The sequence below is a fragment of the Acidiphilium sp. 20-67-58 genome (genome assembly GCF_002255515.1).
Taxonomy (GTDB): domain Bacteria; phylum Pseudomonadota; class Alphaproteobacteria; order Acetobacterales; family Acetobacteraceae; genus Acidiphilium.
In genome coordinates this window covers 40,751-55,084 of record NZ_NCAS01000001.1, presented here as the reverse complement: position 1 = coordinate 55,084, position 14,334 = coordinate 40,751, and the positions used below count along the sequence as shown (strand labels likewise).

20 protein-coding genes are annotated in these 14,334 nt (G+C 63.5%); all 20 read right to left on the bottom strand.

What is annotated here, in order from left to right; all coding sequences use genetic code 11:
- Positions 1 to 5: 5 nt before the first annotated feature.
- Positions 6 to 404, bottom strand: a complete 399-nt coding sequence (gene rpsH, locus B7Z76_RS00280) for a 30S ribosomal protein S8 (protein WP_174503149.1) — start codon at positions 402 to 404, stop codon at positions 6 to 8.
- Between the two features lie 12 nt (positions 405 to 416).
- Complete coding sequence (gene rpsN, locus B7Z76_RS00275; RefSeq protein ID WP_174503150.1) at positions 417 to 722, bottom strand: 30S ribosomal protein S14; 306 nt, start codon at positions 720 to 722, stop codon at positions 417 to 419.
- Positions 723 to 799: 77 nt separating this feature from the next.
- A complete protein-coding gene (gene rplE, locus B7Z76_RS00270) occupies positions 800 to 1,357 on the bottom strand; it encodes a 50S ribosomal protein L5 (RefSeq protein WP_174503151.1) in 558 nt (185 codons plus the stop codon).
- 10 nt (positions 1,358 to 1,367) lie between these two features.
- On the bottom strand, positions 1,368 to 1,688 hold the full coding sequence (gene rplX / locus B7Z76_RS00265) for a 50S ribosomal protein L24 (RefSeq protein WP_174503152.1): 321 nt from the start codon (positions 1,686 to 1,688) through the stop codon (positions 1,368 to 1,370).
- 1 nt (position 1,689) lies between these two features.
- Positions 1,690 to 2,058: a 50S ribosomal protein L14 gene (rplN, locus tag B7Z76_RS00260; protein WP_007424183.1), complete on the bottom strand. Its 369-nt coding sequence runs from the start codon at positions 2,056 to 2,058 to the stop codon at positions 1,690 to 1,692.
- Between the two features lies 1 nt (position 2,059).
- On the bottom strand, positions 2,060 to 2,332 hold the full coding sequence (rpsQ, locus tag B7Z76_RS00255) for a 30S ribosomal protein S17 (protein ID WP_174503153.1): 273 nt from the start codon (positions 2,330 to 2,332) through the stop codon (positions 2,060 to 2,062).
- Between the two features lie 13 nt (positions 2,333 to 2,345).
- Complete coding sequence (gene rpmC, locus B7Z76_RS00250; protein ID WP_174503154.1) at positions 2,346 to 2,552, bottom strand: 50S ribosomal protein L29; 207 nt, start codon at positions 2,550 to 2,552, stop codon at positions 2,346 to 2,348.
- A 1-nt stretch (position 2,553) separates the two neighbouring features.
- Entirely contained in the window at positions 2,554 to 2,970 is a 417-nt protein-coding gene (gene rplP, locus B7Z76_RS00245) for a 50S ribosomal protein L16 (RefSeq protein WP_174503155.1), read from the bottom strand.
- Between the two features lie 15 nt (positions 2,971 to 2,985).
- Positions 2,986 to 3,663, bottom strand: a complete 678-nt coding sequence (rpsC, locus tag B7Z76_RS00240; protein WP_174503156.1) for a 30S ribosomal protein S3 — start codon at positions 3,661 to 3,663, stop codon at positions 2,986 to 2,988.
- The gene (rplV, locus tag B7Z76_RS00235; protein ID WP_174503157.1) at positions 3,663 to 4,124 is read right to left on the bottom strand and encodes a 50S ribosomal protein L22; all 462 of its coding nucleotides are present in this window, start codon (positions 4,122 to 4,124) and stop codon (positions 3,663 to 3,665) included. Before rplV ends, rpsC begins: the two co-directional genes overlap by 1 nt.
- A gap of 1 nt (position 4,125) precedes the next feature.
- Positions 4,126 to 4,404: a 30S ribosomal protein S19 gene (gene rpsS, locus B7Z76_RS00230; protein WP_174503158.1), complete on the bottom strand. Its 279-nt coding sequence runs from the start codon at positions 4,402 to 4,404 to the stop codon at positions 4,126 to 4,128.
- A 5-nt stretch (positions 4,405 to 4,409) separates the two neighbouring features.
- Positions 4,410 to 5,243 (bottom strand): 50S ribosomal protein L2, encoded by an 834-nt coding sequence (rplB, locus tag B7Z76_RS00225; RefSeq protein ID WP_291341634.1) that lies wholly within the window; start codon positions 5,241 to 5,243, stop codon positions 4,410 to 4,412.
- A 14-nt stretch (positions 5,244 to 5,257) separates the two neighbouring features.
- On the bottom strand, positions 5,258 to 5,554 hold the full coding sequence (locus B7Z76_RS00220) for a 50S ribosomal protein L23 (protein WP_174504812.1): 297 nt from the start codon (positions 5,552 to 5,554) through the stop codon (positions 5,258 to 5,260).
- Positions 5,555 to 5,595: 41 nt separating this feature from the next.
- Entirely contained in the window at positions 5,596 to 6,249 is a 654-nt protein-coding gene (gene rplD, locus B7Z76_RS00215; RefSeq protein WP_174503160.1) for a 50S ribosomal protein L4, read from the bottom strand.
- A gap of 10 nt (positions 6,250 to 6,259) precedes the next feature.
- Positions 6,260 to 6,934: a 50S ribosomal protein L3 gene (rplC, locus tag B7Z76_RS00210; RefSeq protein ID WP_174504813.1), complete on the bottom strand. Its 675-nt coding sequence runs from the start codon at positions 6,932 to 6,934 to the stop codon at positions 6,260 to 6,262.
- 16 nt (positions 6,935 to 6,950) lie between these two features.
- Positions 6,951 to 7,259 (bottom strand): 30S ribosomal protein S10, encoded by a 309-nt coding sequence (gene rpsJ, locus B7Z76_RS00205; protein ID WP_174504814.1) that lies wholly within the window; start codon positions 7,257 to 7,259, stop codon positions 6,951 to 6,953.
- A 132-nt stretch (positions 7,260 to 7,391) separates the two neighbouring features.
- Complete coding sequence (gene tuf, locus B7Z76_RS00200) at positions 7,392 to 8,579, bottom strand: elongation factor Tu (RefSeq protein ID WP_174503161.1); 1,188 nt, start codon at positions 8,577 to 8,579, stop codon at positions 7,392 to 7,394.
- A gap of 66 nt (positions 8,580 to 8,645) precedes the next feature.
- Positions 8,646 to 9,122, bottom strand: a complete 477-nt coding sequence (rpsG, locus tag B7Z76_RS00195) for a 30S ribosomal protein S7 (RefSeq protein WP_174503162.1) — start codon at positions 9,120 to 9,122, stop codon at positions 8,646 to 8,648.
- An 11-nt stretch (positions 9,123 to 9,133) separates the two neighbouring features.
- Complete coding sequence (gene rpsL, locus B7Z76_RS00190; RefSeq protein WP_007424169.1) at positions 9,134 to 9,505, bottom strand: 30S ribosomal protein S12; 372 nt, start codon at positions 9,503 to 9,505, stop codon at positions 9,134 to 9,136.
- A 674-nt stretch (positions 9,506 to 10,179) separates the two neighbouring features.
- Positions 10,180 to 14,331, bottom strand: coding sequence for a DNA-directed RNA polymerase subunit beta' (gene rpoC / locus B7Z76_RS00185; protein ID WP_174503163.1), 4,152 nt, complete (start codon positions 14,329 to 14,331; stop codon positions 10,180 to 10,182).
- Between the last annotated feature and the right edge of the window lie 3 nt (positions 14,332 to 14,334).

The window sequence follows — 14,334 nt, the reverse complement described above, 5'->3', positions numbered from 1 at the left end:
CCTCCTCAGAAGACGCGGCAGAGCACTTCACCGCCAACATTGGCAGTGCGCGCTTCGACGTCGCTCATGACCCCGCGCGGGGTCGACAGGATCGACACACCAAGGCCGGCATAAACCCGCGGCAACTCCTTGATCTTGGAGTAGACGCGACGACCGGGACGTGAGACGCGGGTGATTTCCTTGATCACCGGCTCACCCTCGTTATACTTCAACTCGATGCGGAGTTGAGCAACACCGGGGCGAAGCTCCTCCTTCGAGAAACCGCGAATGAAACCCTCGCGCTTCAGCACGTCAAGGACATTGGCCCGCAGGTTCGACGCGGGCGCCACGCAAACTGCGTGACGGGCGCGCTGCGCATTGCGGATGCGGGTGAGCATGTCACCCAGGGGATCGGACATCGACATGTTATATCCCCCTTACCAGCTCGACTTGACCATGCCAGGAATCTGCCCGGCGCTCGCGAGATCGCGCAGAGCGATACGGCAGAGCTTGAACTTGCGATAGTTGCCGCGGGCGCGCCCGGTCAGCTCGCAGCGCAGCCGCACGCGGGTCTTGGCGCCATTGCGCGGAAGCTGCGCGAGCTTCAGGGTCGCGTCAAACCTGTCCTCCACCGGGAGGGTACGGTCCTTCACAATTGCCTTCAGCGCAGCGCGCTTCCCCGCATCACGCGCGGCCATCTTCTCGCGCCGCTTATTCCGATTGACCTGTGAGGTCTTCGCCATCGTCTTCTATCCTCCGGAACCTGCCGGCACGTCCCGGCGGTTTTCCAATAAATCCGTTTACGCGCTCAAAATGCCGTTCAGTTCACGAACGGAATTTCAAACCCCTTGAGAAGCGCCTTCGCCTCGGCATCGGTCTGCGCGGAGGTCACGAACACGATGTCCATGCCGCGCATCTCGTCAACCTTGTCATACTCGATCTCGGGGAACATGATCTGTTCCTTGAGACCCATGGCGAAGTTCCCGCGCCCATCGAAACCCTTGCCCGAGATGCCGCGGAAATCGCGGACGCGGGGGAGTGCGATGGTCACCAGACGGTCGAGAAATTCATACATCCGCGCCCGGCGGAGCGTCACCTTGCAACCGATCGGCAGACCCTTGCGGATCTTGAAGCCGGCGATAGCCTTCTTCGCCACCGTCTTCACCGGCTTCTGGCCGGCGATGAGGGTGAGCTCGGCAACGGCCGCGTCGAGCTTCTTCTGGTCCGCGGCGGCTTCGCCAACGCCCATGTTGATCACGATCTTCTCAAGCTTCGGCACCTGCATCGGGTTCGTATAGCCGAACTCCTTCTGCAGAGCAGCGCGCACAACCGACTCGTAGTGCAGCTGGAGCCGGGTCTTGGCAATGGCCTCGCTCATCGCTCTATCCTCAACCATCGATCACGGAATCGCTTTTGCGCGCGACCCGGACCTTGCGACCGTCCTCGAGAATCCGGAAGCCCACGCGGGTCGGCTTCTTCGTCTCCGGATCGATCAGTGCAATATTCGACAGATGGACCGGCATCTCCTTCTGGATGATGCCGCCCTGCTCACCCATCCCGCGAGCCTTGGTGTGCCGCTTCGCCACGGCCACACCAGAGACGACAGCCTTGTTCTCGGCGGGCAGAACGCGAAGGACTTCGCCCTCGCGACCCTTGCTTGCGCCAGAGATGACGACAACGCGGTCGCCCTTACGGATACGTGCGGCCATATTACAGCACCTCCGGCGCCAGGCTGATGATCTTCATGAACTTGCGTGCGCGCAGTTCGCGGGTGACCGGCCCAAAGATGCGGGTGCCGATCGGCTCCATCTGCTTATTGATCAGCACGGCCGCATTGCGGTCGAACCGGATCACGCTGCCATCCGCACGGCGCACCGGATAAGCGGTGCGAACGACGACGGCCTGGTGCACGTCGCCCTTCTTCACCTTGCCGCGGGGAATCGCATCCTTGATCGACACGACGATGACATCGCCGACCGACGCCGTGCGACGCTTCGAACCGCCCAGCACCTTGATGCACTGCACGCGGCGCGCACCGGAATTGTCGGCAACGTCGAGATTGGATTCGACAATGATCATCTCACGCTCCCTGGGCTTCGACGGTAGCGCCGACCGGCTCGCCGTTGCGCGCGGTCACGAGCCAGGCCTTGCGCTTGCTGATCGGGGGGCATTCCTCGATCCGCACCAGGTCGCCCATTTCGCAGACGTTGCCTTCGTCATGCGCCGCGTATTTCTTCGAGCGGCGGATGAATTTCTTGTACAGCGGATGCATGACGCGACGCTCGACAAGAACCGTAACGGTCTTGTCCATCTTGTCACTCACAACCCGCCCGGTCAGGACGCGCTTCGGCATAACTCTAAACCCCTCAAGCCTTGGCCGCGGCGCGGGCGCGCTCGGCCTGAATCGTCTTCACACGTGCCACGTCGCGACGCGCCTTGCGGATCTGGCTGGTGTTTTCCTGCTGGCCGGTGGCCCGCTGGAACCGCAAATTCAACTGCTCGCGCTTCAGCTCGAGCAGGATATCGCCCAGCTCGTCAGACGTCTTCGCGCGAATATCACTTGCCTTGGTCATCTCAGGCCTCCCCGATACGGGTGACGATCTTGGTCTTGATCGGCAGCTTCGCAGCCCCGAGCTTCAAGGCCTCCCGCGCGATGCCTTCGGCCACACCGTCGATCTCGAACATGATCCGGCCCGGCTGCACGCGGGCAACCCAGAATTCCGGGCTACCCTTGCCGGAGCCCATGCGGACTTCGGCCGGCTTGGTCGAGACTGGCAGATCCGGGAAAATACGGATCCACACGCGGCCGGCACGCTTCATCTGACGCGTGATGGCACGACGGGCCGACTCGATCTGCCGCGCAGTGATCCGTTCCGGCTCGAGCGCCTTCAGGCCGAACTGGCCGAAATTGAGCTGCGTGTTTCCCTTGGCGGTGCCGTGGATGCGACCCTTGTGCGCCTTGCGGAATTTCGTACGCTTTGGTGACAACATGTTATCTGCTCCGGCTCAGCGCTGCGGCGCCTGTTCGGCGATGCGCCGGTCCTGCGCCAACGGATCGTGCGCCATGATCTCGCCCTTGAAGATCCACACCTTCACGCCACACGTGCCATAGGTGGTCTTCGCCGTGGCAACACCGAAATCGATGTCGGCCCGGAGCGTGTGCAGCGGAACGCGGCCCTCACGATACCATTCCATCCGCGCGATCTCGGCCCCGCCGAGACGGCCGCCGCAGTTGATCCGAATACCCTGCGCGCCGAGGCGCATCGCGGACTGAACAGACCGTTTCATCGCACGGCGGAACGCCACGCGGCGCTCCAGCTGCTGCGCGATGTTCTGCGCAACGAGCGTCGCATCGATTTCCGGCTTGCGGATTTCAACGATGTTCAGCGAGACATCGGCGCGGGCCATCACCGACAGCTCTTTCTTGAGCACGTCGATATCCTGGCCCTTCTTGCCGATGACAACGCCAGGACGCGCGGCATAGATCGTCACGCGCGGCTTCTTGGCCGGGCGCTCGATCAGCACCTTCGACACGCCAGCACCGGCGAGCCGGGTGAGCAGATGCTCGCGCAGCTTCAGGTCATCATGCAGGAGCGACGCGTAATCCGCGCCGGCAAACCAGCGGCTGTCCCAGGTGCGATTGATGCCGAGCCGCAGCCCGATCGGATTGACTTTGTGACCCATTACGCAGGCACCCCTTCATTCGCCGCCGGGCTGGCACTCGCCGCCGGCTTGGCCGTCGCGCGCCGGGCGCGGCGGTCGGCCTTAGTCTCGATGTCACGCTCGGCCACGACAATGCGCAGATGGCTGAACCACTTCTCCACGCGCGCCGCACGGCCGCGGCCGCGAGCGTGGAACCGCCGCATCACGATCGAACGACCGACATCCGCAGTCGTGACGACCAGACGATCGACATCCAGCTGATGATTGTTCTCGGCATTGGCGATGGCCGATTCCAGCAGCTTCTTGACGTCCTTCGCGATGCGCCGCTTGCTGAAAGCGAGATCGGCGATGGCCTTGCCAGCCGGCTGGTTGCGGATCGACGCCGCGACGACGTTGAGCTTGCGCGGGCTGCAGCGCAGATTGCGCAGCACCGCCTCGGCCTCGGAGTCCGCGAGCGTGCGCGGATAATTCGGTTTGCTCATATCAGCCTCGCTTCGCCTTCTTGTCGGCCGCGTGGCCGTTGAACGTGCGGGTCGGTGAGAACTCGCCGAATTTGTGCCCGACCATATTCTCGGACACCTGAACCGGGAGGAACTTCCGGCCATTGTAGACGCCGAAGGTAAGACCGACGAACTGGGGCAAGATGGTCGAGCGGCGCGACCAGATCTTGATGATCTCGTTGCGGCCCGACGCACGGGAAGCCTCGGCCTTGTTCAGCATGTACCCGTCGACGAACGGGCCTTTCCAGACGGAACGTGTCATCTCGATCAGCCCTTCCCGACTTTGCGACGGCGGATGATAAGGCCGTCAGTCCGCTTGTTCGCACGCGTCTTCGCACCCTTGGTCGGCTTGCCCCACGGGGTAACCGGGTTGCGACCACCGGAGGTGCGACCCTCGCCACCACCCAGCGGGTGATCGACCGGGTTCATCGCGACGCCGCGGTTATGAGGACGACGACCCAGCCAGCGCTTGCGTCCAGCCTTGCCGAGCTGCTGGTTGGAGTGATCGGGGTTCGACACCGCACCGATCGACGCCATGCACTCGCCACGGATCAACCGCAATTCGCCGGACATCAGCTTGACCTGGGCATAGCCCTGGTCCTTGCCGACGAGCTGAGCGAACGTCCCGGCGGACCGCGCGAGCTTGCCGCCAGCGCCGGCCTTCAGCTCGATATTGTGAATGATCGTGCCAACCGGAATGGCCGCGAGCGGCATCGAGTTGCCCGGCTTCACGTCGACCTTTACGCCGGAGACGACCTGATCGCCAACCTTGAGGCGCTGTGGCGCGAGGATGTAGGCGAGCTCGCCATCCTCGTACTTAACGAGCGCAAGGAAGGCCGAACGGTTCGGATCATATTCAAGACGCTCGACCGTCGCCGCCATATCGAATTTGCGGCGCTTGAAATCGACGACGCGATAGGCGCGCTTGTGTCCGCCGCCACGGAACCGGACCGTGGTTCGGCCATGGTTGTTGCGCCCGCCCGAGCTGCTCAGCCCCTCGGTCAGACCCTTGACCGGCTTGCCCTTCCAGAGCTCGGACCGGTCAACCAGCACGGTGCCGCGAAGGCTCGCCGTAACCGGTTTAAAATGCTTGAGTGCCATGTTTCAGTCTCGCCTTACGCCAGCCGCGTCGTGAAATCGATCGACTGACCCTCGGCCAGCGTCACGAACGCCTTCTTGAAATCCGAACGGCGACCCGGGCGGCCCTTGAACCGCTTAGTCTTGCCCTTCTGAACCAGCGTGTTCACGTTCAGCACCTTCACGCCGAACAGGGTCTCGACCGCCGCCTTGATGCCGGGCTTGGTCGCGTCGAGCGAAACCTTGAAGCCGACCTGGTTCTTTTCCGACAGCGCCGTCGCCTTCTCGGTGATCAGCGGACCACGGATGATGTCGAACATCGCCTCGCGCGACAGCACAGGCTTCTTCGCACCGGACTTGTTTTCAACAGTCTCGCTCATGCCGCAATCTCCTCGTTGGCGGCGCCCGACTTCACGCCGTCGAGACGCGCCTTCAGCCCCTCGAGCCCGGCAGCCGTGATGGCCAGCGTATCGTGCTGAAGAATGTCATAGACATTGGCGCCAACAACCGGCAGCACGTCGATCCCGATCAGGTTGCGGCTTGCACGCGCAAAGTCGGCGTCAACGACGGCATCGACAACCAGCGTGCGGCCCCAGCCAAGCTTCTTCAGCTTGACATTCAGCTCGCTCGTCTTCGAGACACCGGACACCGTGTCGAGCACGACAAGCTTGCCCTCGGCCAGCTTCTGCGACAGCGCCGAGATCAGCCCCAGACGGCGAACTTTCTTGTTCAGCGAATACCCGTGATCGCGGACAACCGGGCCATGCACTGCGCCGCCGGTGCGGAACTGCGGCGCACGCAGCGAGCCCTGGCGAGCATTGCCGGTGCCCTTCTGGCGATACGGCTTCTTGGTCGTGCCGCTCACCTCGCCCATGCCCTTCACCTTGTGGGTGCCGGCGCGGCGCTTCGCGAGCTGCCAGTGAACAACACGCGCCATGATGTCGGCACGCGGCGTTGCACCAAAATATTCCTCGGGCAGTTCAGCCTTGCCGGCGTTACCGGCATCGAGGGTGGAAATATCGATCTGCATGTCGGACTCCTCAGGCCTTCAGTGCCGCAGGATAGGCCGCGTCGGCGGGACGGGCCTTCTTCACTGCATCGCGCACCAGGACGTATCCGTCCTTGGACCCCGGAACGGCACCCTTGATCATGATCAGGTTGCGCGCCTCGTCGATCGCGGCCACTTCCAGGTTGAGAGTGGTGATGCGCTCGACGCCGAGATGCCCGGCCATCTTCTTGTTCTTGAAGGTCTTGCCCGGATCCTGACGGTTACCCGTCGAACCGTGCGAACGGTGGCTGATCGAGACGCCGTGCGTGGCTTCAAGGCCGCTGAAGTTCCAGCGCTTCATCGCGCCGGCGAACCCCTTGCCCTTGCTGATGCCAGCAACGTCGACCTTCTGCCCAACGGTGAAATGCGCCGCCGAAAGAACCTGGCCCGCTTCCAGAACCGCATCATCGGCAACCCGGAACTCGACGAGTTTCATCGCCGGCTCGACCTTGGCTGCCGCGTAATGACCCTTCATCGGCTTGGTCACGTTCTTTGTCTTCGCGTGACCGAAGCCGAGCTGGACGGCTGCGTAGCCATCACGCTCCTGGGTGCGGGCAGAGACCACGCGCACATCATCCATGTGCAGCACGGTCACCGGCACATGCGTGCCGTCTTCCCTGAACAGCCGGGTCATCCCCAGCTTCTTTGCAATAATACCGGTGCGCATCACACTCATTCTCTGCTCAGATCTTGATCTCGACGTCGACACCGGCCGCGAGGTCGAGCTTCATCAGCGCGTCCACGGTCTGCGCGGTCGGTTCGACAATGTCGAGCAGGCGGCGATGGGTCCGGATTTCGAACTGCTCGCGGCTCTTCTTGTCGACATGCGGCGAACGGTTCACGGTGAACCGCTCGATATGCGTCGGCAGCGGAATCGGTCCGCGCACCTGGGCGCCCGTGCGCTTCGCCGTGTTCACAATCTCCCTGGTGCTGTTATCCAGCACCCGGTGATCGTACGCCTTCAGGCGAATGCGAATATTCTGACTGTCCATCGTCGAAACCTGCAATCTTTACACGGAACGCCCGGTCCGCCCATTCGGGCCGCGCGCTAGTCCGAAACAAATCTGGCGGCCGCCACCCGGTTCAGACCGGATGGCGGCCGACCAACTCAACCAGGCAAGCGGTTACTTCGTGATGCTCGCGACGACGCCCGAACCAACCGTCCGGCCACCTTCGCGGATCGCGAAGCGGAGGCCTTCATCCATCGCGATCGGCGCGATGAGCTCGACGGCAACGGTCACGTTGTCGCCCGGCATCACCATCTCGACACCTTCCGGCAGGCTCACCACACCGGTCACGTCGGTGGTGCGGAAGTAGAACTGCGGACGGTAGTTGGTGAAGAACGGCGTGTGACGGCCACCTTCTTCCTTGTTCAGGATGTAGACCGAACCGGAGAAGTTGGTGTGCGGGGTGATCGAGCCCGGCGCGGCGAGAACCTGGCCACGCTCGACATCTTCACGCTTGGTGCCACGCAGCAGCGCGCCGATATTGTCGCCGGCCTCGCCCTGGTCGAGCAGCTTGCGGAACATTTCGACGCCGGTCACGGTCGTCTTCACGGTGGCCTTCAGACCAACGATCTCGACTTCGTCACCAACCTTGATGATGCCGCGCTCGACACGGCCGGTCACCACGGTGCCACGGCCAGAGATCGAGAACACGTCTTCGACCGGCATCAGGAACGGCTTGTCCTTCGGGCGCTCCGGCTGCGGGATGTAGCTGTCCACCGCTTCCATCAGCTTCAGGATCGCATCGCGGCCGAGTTCAGCGTTGCTGTCCTCGAGAGCGCACAGCGCCGAACCCTTGATGATGGGGATATCGTCGCCCGGGAACTCGTACTTGCTCAGCAGGTCGCGGACTTCCATCTCAACCAGCTCGACGAGATCGGGATCGGCCATGTCCATCTTGTTGAGGAACACGACGAGCGCCGGCACGCCGACCTGACGGGCGAGCAGGATGTGCTCGCGGGTCTGCGGCATTGGGCCATCGGCGGCCGAAACCACCAGGATCGCGCCGTCCATCTGTGCCGCGCCGGTGATCATGTTCTTCACATAGTCGGCATGACCCGGGCAGTCGACATGCGCGTAGTGACGGTTCGCGGTCTCGTATTCGACGTGAGCGGTCGCGATCGTGATGCCACGAGCGCGCTCTTCGGGCGCCGCGTCGATGCTGTCATACGCGCGGAAGGTCGCGCCACCGGACTCGGCCAGCACCTTGGTGATCGCCGCGGTGAGCGAGGTCTTGCCGTGGTCGACGTGACCGATCGTGCCGATATTGCAGTGTGGCTTCGTGCGCTCGAATTTAGCCTTGGCCATGGGTATCTCCGTAACGTATCTGCTTCAGCGCCGTGCTGGCGTGATGGGGTGGAGTATGACGGTTGGTTACCAGCGGTAGTGGCTGAACGCCTTGTTCGCCTCAGCCATGCGATGCGTGTCCTCACGCTTCTTCACGGCCGCTCCGCGATTGTTCACCGCATCGAGCAGCTCGTTGGAGAGACGGTCTTCCATCGTATGCTCGCCGCGCTTGCGGGCCGACTCGATGATCCAGCGGATCGCGAGAGCCTGCCGGCGTTCGGTACGAACCTCGACGGGGACCTGATACGTCGCACCGCCGACGCGGCGCGAACGGACCTCGATAGCCGGCTTCACGTTGTCGAGTGCCTCATGGAAGAGGCGCACCGGATCGGCATTCTGGCCGCCGCGCTTCTTCAGGCTGTCAAGCGCGCCGTAGACGATGGATTCGGCAACCGATTTCTTGCCGTCATACATAAGCACGTTCATGAAACGGCTGATCACGACATCGCCGAACTTGGGATCCGGCAAAACTTCGCGCTTGACGGCGGAATGGCGTCTGCTCACGGAAACTCTCCTTACTTCGGCCGCTTGGCGCCATAGAGCGAACGGCGCTGACGACGCTTGGCAATGCCCTGCGTATCCAGCACGCCGCGCAGAATGTGATAGCGCACGCCCGGAAGGTCCTTCACGCGGCCGCCGCGGATCAACACAACCGAGTGCTCCTGCAGGTTATGCCCTTCACCAGGAATATAGCTCACAACCTCGTAGCCGTTCGTCAGGCGCACCTTGGCAACCTTGCGGAGCGCCGAGTTCGGCTTCTTCGGGGTCGTGGTGTAGACGCGGGTGCAGACGCCACGCTTCTGCGGGCAACCCTGCAACGCGGGCACCTTGTTACGCTTGGCCCGAACTTCGCGCCCCTTGGCGATCAACTGGTTGATAGTCGGCATGCTCGATCCTGATCCTTCTTGCCGGTTACGCTTTGCCGCGCGCTCATAACAATGCCGCAGGCCGAGGTAATCCCCGTCTGCGGAAACCCAGACCTGCGACCTAAGCCACCCAATTCGCGGGGTAGCGGCGCCGCAAGCGTGAGAGTAAATGAGCCACGCGACCGGGCGAACCCGGGCCTCGCTGAGGTCGCCATCCTTAAGAGGGGATCACCGGCAAGTCAAGCGCCGCGAGGGTATTTTCGGCCGGTCCCGCGACATGCGGCACGTGGCCATGCGCCGCACACAGGGTTCCGGTCCCGTGCCGACACCCGAATCCATCCGCCCCCTCTCTCGAAGGCATCGCGCATGTAGGAATGAAGATTGGCGCCCGCCACCAGCCACCGGCCTCATGCAACAGGCCGATACGCCGCCGTTCGGACCGAGACCCATCGGCACTCAAGCCGGAACAAAGGAAAACGCCCTCCAACCCCTTGGGACTGGAAGGCGCTCGTCTTGCCATATCGCTCCGTGCAACGGGACCCACCTGCCCCATGCCTCCGAACCCTGAAAACAGGGTCGGGGGAAGGTCCGCCGACCCCTGAAATCCACGCGCGAATTTCAGGGGTAGGCGATATATCGACCTGGAGCCCAGCACCTTTATCCGATCAGATGTTTCCATCTGATCGGATGATGCTCTAGTCCGCCGCCGGCAGTGCCGTGCGGGTGGAGGCCAGGGTCGAGCGGTCGCGGCCAGCCGCGATCGAACGCAGGCGGCTCATCACGCTGCCGGTGCCGGCAGGAATGAGGCGGCCGACGATGACGTTCTCCTTGAGGCCCAGCAGCTGGTCGGTCTTGCCGGCCGTCGCCGCCTCGGTGAGAACGCGCGTGGTCTCCTGGAACGACGCCGCGGAGATGAAGCTGAGCGTCTGCAGGCTGGCCTTGGTGATACCCTGCAGCACCGGCAGGCCACCGGCCGGCCGCTCACCGGCGTGGAGACGCCGCTCGTTCTCTTCCTCGAACTCGATCCGGTCCACCAGCTCGCCGATCAGGTACGTCGTATCGCCGGGCTCGGTGATCTCGATCTTCTGCAGCATCTGGCGAACGACCACCTCGATGTGCTTGTCGTTGATCTTCACGCCCTGCAACCGGTAGACGTCCTGGATCTCGTTGATGAGATATTCGGACAGCGCCTCGACGCCCATGACCCGCAGGATATCGTGCGGAACGCGCGGCCCGTCGACCAGCGGATCGCCGCGATGCACGTAGTCGCCTTCCTGCACCGAGACGTGCTTGCCCTTCGGCACCAGATACTCGGTCTCCTCGCCCGTCTCGTCATTCTTCACGATGACGCGGCGCTTCGCCTTGTAATCCTTGCCGAATTCCACGCGACCGTCGGTTTCCGCGATGATCGCGTGGTCCTTCGGACGGCGGGCCTCGAACAGTTCGGCGACGCGCGGCAGACCGCCGGTGATGTCGCGCGTCTTGCTGCCCTCGCGCGGAATGCGGGCGAGAACGTCGCCGGCATGCACGGTCGCACCGTTTTCCACCGACAGGATCGAGTCGGGGCTGAGGAAGTAGCGGGCTTCCGCACCGTTCGCCAGGCGCAGCACCTCGCCGCGTTCATCCTTCAGGATGAGGCGCGGGCGCAGATCCGCCCCCTTCGCCGACTGCTTGTAGTCCACCACGACCTTCGAGGTCAGGCCCGTCACCTCGTCAACCCGTTCGACCAGCGTGACGCCCTCGAGCAGATCGGCGTATTCCACGTTACCCGCGCGCTCGGTGATGATCGGCAGGGTATACGGATCCCACTCCGCGAGCTTCTGGCCGCGCGCCACCGTCTGGTCCTCGTCGACCAGCAGCCTTGCGCCATAGGGCACACGGAAGCGGGCACGCTCGCGACCGGACGCGTCATTCAGCGCGATCTCGCAGTTGCGGCTCATCACGATTGGCGCGCCGGCCGAGTTCGACACCACGTTGCGGTTGCGGATCGTCACCGTGCCGTCATGGCTGGCCTCGACGCTCGACTGCTCGGCGCCACGCTGCGCCGCACCGCCGATATGGAAGGTGCGCATGGTCAGCTGCGTGCCCGGCTCGCCGATCGACTGGGCGGCAATCACGCCGACGGCCTCGCCGATATTGACCGGCGTGCCGCGGGCGAGGTCGCGCCCGTAGCACTTGGCGCAAACGCCCACCTTGGCCTCGCAGGTCAGGACCGAGCGGATCTTCACGCTCTCGACGCCGAGCTTCTCGATATGCATCGAGTCGACCTCGCCGATCAGCTCGTTCGCCCGGACGATGACCGTCTCGTCCGTCGGGTCGAGGACGTCTTCCGCCGCGGTCCGGCCGAGAATCCGCTCCGAAATCGAGGAGACGACCTCGCCGCCATCCATCACCGCCCGAACGGTCAGGCCGCGCTCGGTGCCGCAATCGGTGCTGACGATGATGCAATCCTGCGCCACGTCCACCAGACGGCGGGTGAGGTAGCCGGAGTTCGCCGTCTTCAGCGCGGTGTCCGCGAGACCCTTGCGGGCGCCGTGGGTCGAGTTGAAGTATTCGGCGACGGTCAGGCCTTCCTTGAAGTTCGAGAGGATCGGCTGTTCGATGATCTCGCCCGACGGCTTGGCCATCAGGCCGCGCATGCCCGCGAGCTGGCGCATCTGGGTCGGCGACCCACGCGCGCCCGAATGGCTCATCATCCAGACCGAGTTGGTCGGCTTGCCGGGATCCTGCCGCGAGATCTCGCGCATCATTGCCGCGGCAACCTCGTCATTACAGCGCGACCACGCGTCGATCACCTTGTTGTAGCGCTCGCCGGCGGTGATGAGACCGTCGTGATACTGCGCCTCGTATTCCTTGACCTCGGTCTGGGTCTTTTCCAGCAGATCGTATTTCTCGGCCGGGATGACCATGTCGTCCTTGCCGAAGGAGATGCCGGCCTTGGCCGCCTGGCGGAACCCGACACCCATCAGACGGTCGCAGAAAATGACCGACTCCTTCTGCCCGCAATGGCGGTAGACGGCATCGATCACGTCCGACACCTTCTTCTTGGTCAGCAGCTGGTTGACCAGGGCGAAGGGCACGTCGTGATGCTTGGGCAGAAGCTGGCCGATCATCATGCGGCCCGCCGTGGTCGGAACCACTTCGGTCGTGCGCGTGCCATCCTGATGGGTGCGGACGACACGGGCGCGGATCTTGTCGTGCAGCTTGAGATAGCCGGAATCGAGCGCGTGCTCGATCTCGCCCATCGTGCCGAACAGCGGCGCTTCCTTGTCCTCGACCGCGGTGAAAGCCGGGGTTTCGAGCGAGAGGTAATAGAGGCCGAGCACGATATCCTGGCTCGGCACGATGATCGGCTTGCCGTTGGCCGGGTTGAGGATGTTGTTCGTGCTCATCATCAGCACGCGGGCCTCGAGCTGCGCCTCGATCGAGAGCGGCACGTGAACCGCCATCTGGTCGCCGTCGAAATCCGCGTTGAAGGCGGTGCAGACCAGCGGATGCAGCTGGATCGCCTTGCCCTCGATCAGGATCGGCTCGAACGCCTGGATGCCGAGGCGATGCAGCGTCGGCGCGCGGTTGAGGAGCACCGGATGCTCGCGGATCACCTCCTCGAGAATGTCCCAAACCTCGGGGCGTTCCTTCTCGACCATCCGCTTCGCCGCCTTGATCGTGGTGGCGAGACCGTATTTCTCCAGCTTGGCGTAGATGAAGGGCTTGAACAGCTCCAGCGCCATCTTCTTCGGCAGGCCGCACTGGTGCAGCTTCAGCTCAGGCCCGACCACGATCACCGAACGGCCGGAATAGTCGACGCGCTTGCCGAGCAGGTTCTGGCGGAAGCGGCCCTGCTTGCCCTTCAGCATGTCGGAGAGCGACTTGAGCGGCCGCTTGTTGGTGCCGGTGATGGCACGACCGCGACGGCCGTTGTCGAACAGCGCGTCCACCGATTCCTGAAGCATGCGCTTCTCGTTGCGCACGATGATGTCCGGCGCGCGCAGCTCGATCAGCCGCTTCAGGCGGTTGTTGCGGTTGATGACGCGGCGATAGAGATCGTTCAGGTCCGACGTCGCGAAGCGGCCGCCATCCAGCGGCACGAGCGGGCGCAGTTCCGGCGGGATCACCGGGACGACATCCATGATCATCCATTCCGGACGGGTGCCGGATTCGATGAAGGCCTCGACCAGCTTGAGCCGCTTGACCAGCTTCTTGCGCTTCGCCTCGGAGGTCGCTTCCTTCAGATCGGCGCGCATGATCGCGCGCTCGGCCTCAAGGTCGACCCCAGCGAGGATCGACTTCACCGCCTCGGCGCCGATGCCGGCCTTGAACCCGTCCTCGCCGAACTCGTCCTGCTTGGCGTAGAGCTCGTCCTCGGTGAGAAGCTGGTAGCGCTTGAGATCGGTCGTGTAGGGGTCGAGAACGATGTAGCTCTCGAAATAGAGAACCTTCTCCAGATCCTTCAGCGTCATCTCGACCATGGTCGCGATGCGGCTCGGCAGCGACTTCAGGAACCAGATATGCGCGACCGGCGAGGCCAGCTCGATATGCCCCATCCGCTCGCGGCGCACCTTGGCCAGCGTGACCTCGACGCCGCATTTCTCGCAGATGATGCCGCGGAATTTCATCCGCTTGTACTTGCCGCAAAGGCACTCGTAATCCTTGATCGGCCCGAAGATGCGGGCGCAGAACAGGCCGTCGCGCTCCGGCTTGAAGGTCCGGTAGTTGATGGTCTCGGGCTTCTTGATCTCGCCATACGACCAGGAGCGGATCTGCTCCGGCGAGGCGATCTGGATGCGGATCTGGTCGAACGTGGCGGCCTGGCCGGTCTGGCCGAGAATCTTCATCAAATCGTTCATGCG

Coding starts and splice junctions, on each gene's coding strand:
- rplC (WP_174504813.1), bottom strand. CDS start 6,934: ATGCGCACCGGTATTATTGCAAAGAAGCTGGGGATGACCCGGCTGTTC.
- rplX (WP_174503152.1), bottom strand. CDS start 1,688: ATGGCCGCACGTATCCGTAAGGGCGACCGCGTTGTCGTCATCTCTGGC.
- rplV (WP_174503157.1), bottom strand. CDS start 4,124: ATGAGCAAACCGAATTATCCGCGCACGCTCGCGGACTCCGAGGCCGAG.
- rplN (WP_007424183.1), bottom strand. CDS start 2,058: ATGATCATTGTCGAATCCAATCTCGACGTTGCCGACAATTCCGGTGCG.
- rpsH (WP_174503149.1), bottom strand. CDS start 404: ATGTCGATGTCCGATCCCCTGGGTGACATGCTCACCCGCATCCGCAAT.
- rplE (WP_174503151.1), bottom strand. CDS start 1,357: ATGAGCGAGGCCATTGCCAAGACCCGGCTCCAGCTGCACTACGAGTCG.
- rpsS (WP_174503158.1), bottom strand. CDS start 4,404: ATGACACGTTCCGTCTGGAAAGGCCCGTTCGTCGACGGGTACATGCTG.
- rpsN (WP_174503150.1), bottom strand. CDS start 722: ATGGCGAAGACCTCACAGGTCAATCGGAATAAGCGGCGCGAGAAGATG.
- rpsC (WP_174503156.1), bottom strand. CDS start 3,663: ATGGGTCACAAAGTCAATCCGATCGGGCTGCGGCTCGGCATCAATCGC.
- tuf (WP_174503161.1), bottom strand. CDS start 8,579: ATGGCCAAGGCTAAATTCGAGCGCACGAAGCCACACTGCAATATCGGC.
- rpsL (WP_007424169.1), bottom strand. CDS start 9,505: ATGCCGACTATCAACCAGTTGATCGCCAAGGGGCGCGAAGTTCGGGCC.
- rplD (WP_174503160.1), bottom strand. CDS start 6,249: ATGCAGATCGATATTTCCACCCTCGATGCCGGTAACGCCGGCAAGGCT.
- rpmC (WP_174503154.1), bottom strand. CDS start 2,552: ATGACCAAGGCAAGTGATATTCGCGCGAAGACGTCTGACGAGCTGGGC.
- rplB (WP_291341634.1), bottom strand. CDS start 5,243: ATGGCACTCAAGCATTTTAAACCGGTTACGGCGAGCCTTCGCGGCACC.
- rpoC (WP_174503163.1), bottom strand. CDS start 14,331: ATGAACGATTTGATGAAGATTCTCGGCCAGACCGGCCAGGCCGCCACG.
- rpsQ (WP_174503153.1), bottom strand. CDS start 2,332: ATGCCGAAGCGCGTCCTGACCGGGCGGGTTGTGAGTGACAAGATGGAC.
- rplP (WP_174503155.1), bottom strand. CDS start 2,970: ATGTTGTCACCAAAGCGTACGAAATTCCGCAAGGCGCACAAGGGTCGC.
- rpsJ (WP_174504814.1), bottom strand. CDS start 7,259: ATGGACAGTCAGAATATTCGCATTCGCCTGAAGGCGTACGATCACCGG.